3 protein-coding genes and 3 tRNA genes are annotated in these 3,307 nt (G+C 67.1%); all 6 read left to right on the top strand.

Features of this window, described 5'->3' with window-relative positions:
• The first annotated feature begins 38 nt into the window (after positions 1 to 38).
• Positions 39 to 109: transfer RNA gene (locus tag AB0M39_RS41680), tRNA-Gly, on the top strand.
• 14 nt (positions 110 to 123) lie between these two features.
• Positions 124 to 197 (top strand) — tRNA-Ile (locus AB0M39_RS41675).
• Between the two features lie 42 nt (positions 198 to 239).
• Positions 240 to 327: transfer RNA gene (locus AB0M39_RS41670), tRNA-Ser, on the top strand.
• Positions 328 to 506: 179 nt separating this feature from the next.
• Positions 507 to 875: a hypothetical protein gene (locus AB0M39_RS41665; protein ID WP_365374318.1), complete on the top strand. Its 369-nt coding sequence runs from the start codon at positions 507 to 509 to the stop codon at positions 873 to 875.
• Positions 876 to 1,090: 215 nt separating this feature from the next.
• Positions 1,091 to 1,519, top strand: a complete 429-nt coding sequence (locus tag AB0M39_RS41660; protein WP_365374315.1) for a hypothetical protein — start codon at positions 1,091 to 1,093, stop codon at positions 1,517 to 1,519.
• A 447-nt stretch (positions 1,520 to 1,966) separates the two neighbouring features.
• Positions 1,967 to 3,145, top strand: a complete 1,179-nt coding sequence (locus tag AB0M39_RS41655; RefSeq protein ID WP_365374313.1) for an acyltransferase — start codon at positions 1,967 to 1,969, stop codon at positions 3,143 to 3,145.
• The last annotated feature ends 162 nt before the right edge of the window (positions 3,146 to 3,307 follow it).

Here is a 3,307-nt window from a genome sequence, read left to right as displayed (position 1 = left end):
GTCGGCGGTTCGATTCCGTCTCGCGCCATTCTTTGTTAGCGGATGTAGTTTAATGGTAGAACCCCAGCCTTCCAAGCTGGCTACGCGAGTTCGATTCTCGTCATCCGCTTAACTTAATATTTTGGGAGTTTAGCTCAGTTGGTTAGAGCACTGTGTTGATAACGCAGGGGTCCCAGGTTCGAATCCTGGAATTCCCATAATGGATATGTAAGGTATCTATTCATTGTTAATAAGCCTATGGGGGGTTACTCAAGAGGCTGAAGAGGACGGTTTGCTAAATCGTTAGGTCGGGAAACCGGCGCGAGGGTTCGAATCCCTTACCCCCCTTTGTTCGACGTCTATTCTTTAATAGGCGTCTTTTAGACTTTAAAGCCATAAAATCAGTAAGATTTCGTAAGTTATATTTATTTTAGAAAATGAATGATGATTAAGAACATTTCTGAAGTGTTATACTTATTTTATGAGATTACTTTTATAGGAAGGGGCGGGGCTGGTGTCCCAGGCGTGTGGGGACCTACCGGTTCGACCCCATCGGGGAAGCGCCCGAGCAGATCAGATTCCGCGTCCGCATCGGCCCCGGCTACGGCTCGATCCGAATCGGCGTCGACGGCATTCCCCAGGAGTGGGGGTGGATCGCCGAGGAGGTCGCCGACTATCGGGGGGAGAAGGTCACCAGGTGGCGGCGCTCGCAGGCCCTGCAGGACCTGGAGGCCGAGCTGAAGACGGTCGCACAGGCGTACAACGCCGATCACGGCTCCAACGTCATGACGGACTGCTTCATGCAGGCGTTCTTCGTGTTCGTCGAGTCCGAGGACCCCGGAAGGCTCGCATGGCGCGCCGAGTTCGAGCGCAGGCGCCGCGACCGCCGCGCTTGACGCCCCCGAGCGGCGAGCCGTCCCGCGTCCGCCGCCCCGGCCCGCCTCGCTCCTCCCGGCCCGGCCCCCCCCGCTCTCGCGGCACCGGGGCCGTCCCATGCCCGCCGTCCGCCCCGCACACGGACCGCCGCCGCACAAGCAGGTGGCGGGGCTAACCCTCATGCCGGCGAGAGTCGGCGCAGCCGCTTGCACCCGGCACACAAGCCCCTCTTTCTGTGCGCCGTGAGCGACCGGCCCCCGCCGGGCCGCGCGATGGACGCGAACCCCTCCCGTCCCGCGCGGAGGCACGCCGGGCCGACGCCGTGCAGGCCGGACTGCTGGCCAGCAGGCTGCTGGACGGCAACGACCCGGGCGACTCCCCAGCCTTCGCCGCCGTCCGCGACGGCCTCACCAGCCTGGCCCACCTCCTGGACGACCCCGCCCCGGGACGCGGAGCCGGGCAGCTGCTCCTGCTCCTGCTCGCCGAGCGAGAGACGTTCACCCTCTGCCCCGCCCCCGACGCAGACCGACTCCGCGTCCGTGACGCCGCGGCCGCGCTGCTGCACCACTCGCTGTGGCACACGGACGAACCGCTGCGCCTCCTCGGCGCCGCGCTGAAGGCCCACGCCGAGGAGGCGCACAGCAGCAGTACCGGGAGGGCGTGAGCGTTGCAGGCGCCGGTGCCGCTGCGGCCGGCAGCGGCACCGGCCTGCGGTGATCGGCTGCTTCAGGCCGTGGCAGGACGCCTCTGCCGCCCACGAGCCCGAGCGCTGGCTCACCGCAGCCCAGGACGCGGCGCGCCCACGCCGGCAGGGCGACATCGTGCGTGCTCGCGCTCTGGCCCGCGCCGATGCCAGGCCGAGCGGCACGTCTTGAACCCGACGGCGACCGCCTGGACCTCGCTACGCTGACCCGGGCCCACGAACGGGACGGGCCTGCAGGACGTGAACACAGGCATGCGGGCGGAAGATCGGAGTCAGTTGAACATCGGCGAGGGACGGCACATGAAGATGAATATGGAACCCCCGCTCCCCGGCCCTGCGCCGCTGGAGCGATTACCCTCCGCGCCGCCACAGTTATCCGCATCCGGCGCGCAGGCCGGACAGTCGCGGATGGGCTGGTTAGACGCGTTACGCGGCATCGCGGCACTCGTCGTGGTGTTCGACCACTCGTCGTACTCCTTCATGGCGGAGTTCCGGCGGGAGCTGATGCCGGAGTTCAACACCAGCCGGTACGGCATCATGGTGTTCTTTCTGGTGAGCGGCTACATCATCCCCGCGTCGCTTGAGCGCCGGGGCTGCGTCCGGACGTTCTGGATCGGACGGGTATTCCGTATGTACCCGCTGTGGGCCGTCGTCGTCACCGCGGTCCTGGCCTTCAACCTGCTGGGCCTCGCGGAGATCCGCGACTTCGGCCAGCAGAGCCCTGTCACGGTGGCCGTCGCCCATGTCACCTTGCTCCAAGAGCTGCTGGGGACGCCCAATCTCCTTCTCGTCCTGTGGACGCTCTCGTACGAAATGGCGTTCTACCTGCTCTGCGTCGCCCTCTTCACGGTCCGCCAGCACCAGAGGTCTGCAGCGGTCGCCGTCGCCCTGGCCGTGCTCGCCGCCGTGAGCGCGACGGCAGGAGCCGCCGCGCTGCCCGTCTCCGCCCTCTCCGACAGGGTCGGCACAGGCCCGCTGATCGCGATCGTCTCGATCGCCATGGTGGCCGCCGTCTGCTGTGCGAGTGCCGGGGCATCCGTGCTCCACGTGTCCGGGGGCGTGCTGGGCGGGGCGCTGGCGCTTGCCCTGGTCGCCTTCAACGGCACAGTCCCCATGTGGGAAGGCCTGGTGATCCTCGCCGTGATGTTCCTCGGCACCGCCGTCTACCGGGCCGAGAACGGTCAGAGCACCTGGCGACCCGCAGCCTGCACGGCGGTCGTGGTGATCGCCTGCGCCGTGGGGAGCGCGTACGGGTACGGCGACGGATCCCACTTCACACGACGTGGCTGGATCGCGGCATTCCTGCTGGCCGTGCTCACCTTCGGCGCCGGACTGGCGCTGCGCCGCCGGCGGATACCGCGCTGGCTGACCGGACTGGGAACGATCAGCTACTCGGTCTACCTGGTGCATCCGGTGCTGCTGGCCGTGAGCGACGGCACGATCGGCCGGTGGCGGCGGGACAGTCTCGTCCTCGAAGCGGCGTTCTACGCCGTGCTGCTGCCGGTGTGCGTGCTGACCTACCGCTACGTCGAAGCGCCGAGCCAGGCTTGGGGCCGGAGGCTGGCACACCGTGTTCAGACGCGGTGACGTGCACCGTTGGCAGGCGAGTGCCCGAGAGTCCCCTGGGAGCAGGTATGCCCCCGGACCGACTGACTGAGGGGTGCCGTTGGCTGATCCGGGGCCCGCGTGACGTCGGCCAGCAAGACCCGGGTGTGGTCTTGGAGGCCGACGTTGTCGTGAGCGGGGGGC

Source organism: Streptomyces sp. NPDC051907, from assembly GCF_040681075.1.
Taxonomy (GTDB): Bacteria; Actinomycetota; Actinomycetes; order Streptomycetales; family Streptomycetaceae; genus Streptomyces.
This window is presented reverse-complemented; position numbering and strand designations above follow the sequence as displayed.

Excerpts from the sequence above, each read along its gene's own strand:
- AB0M39_RS41655 (WP_365374313.1), top strand. The coding sequence starts at position 1,967 with ATGGGCTGGTTAGACGCGTTACGCGGCATCGCGGCACTCGTCGTGGTG.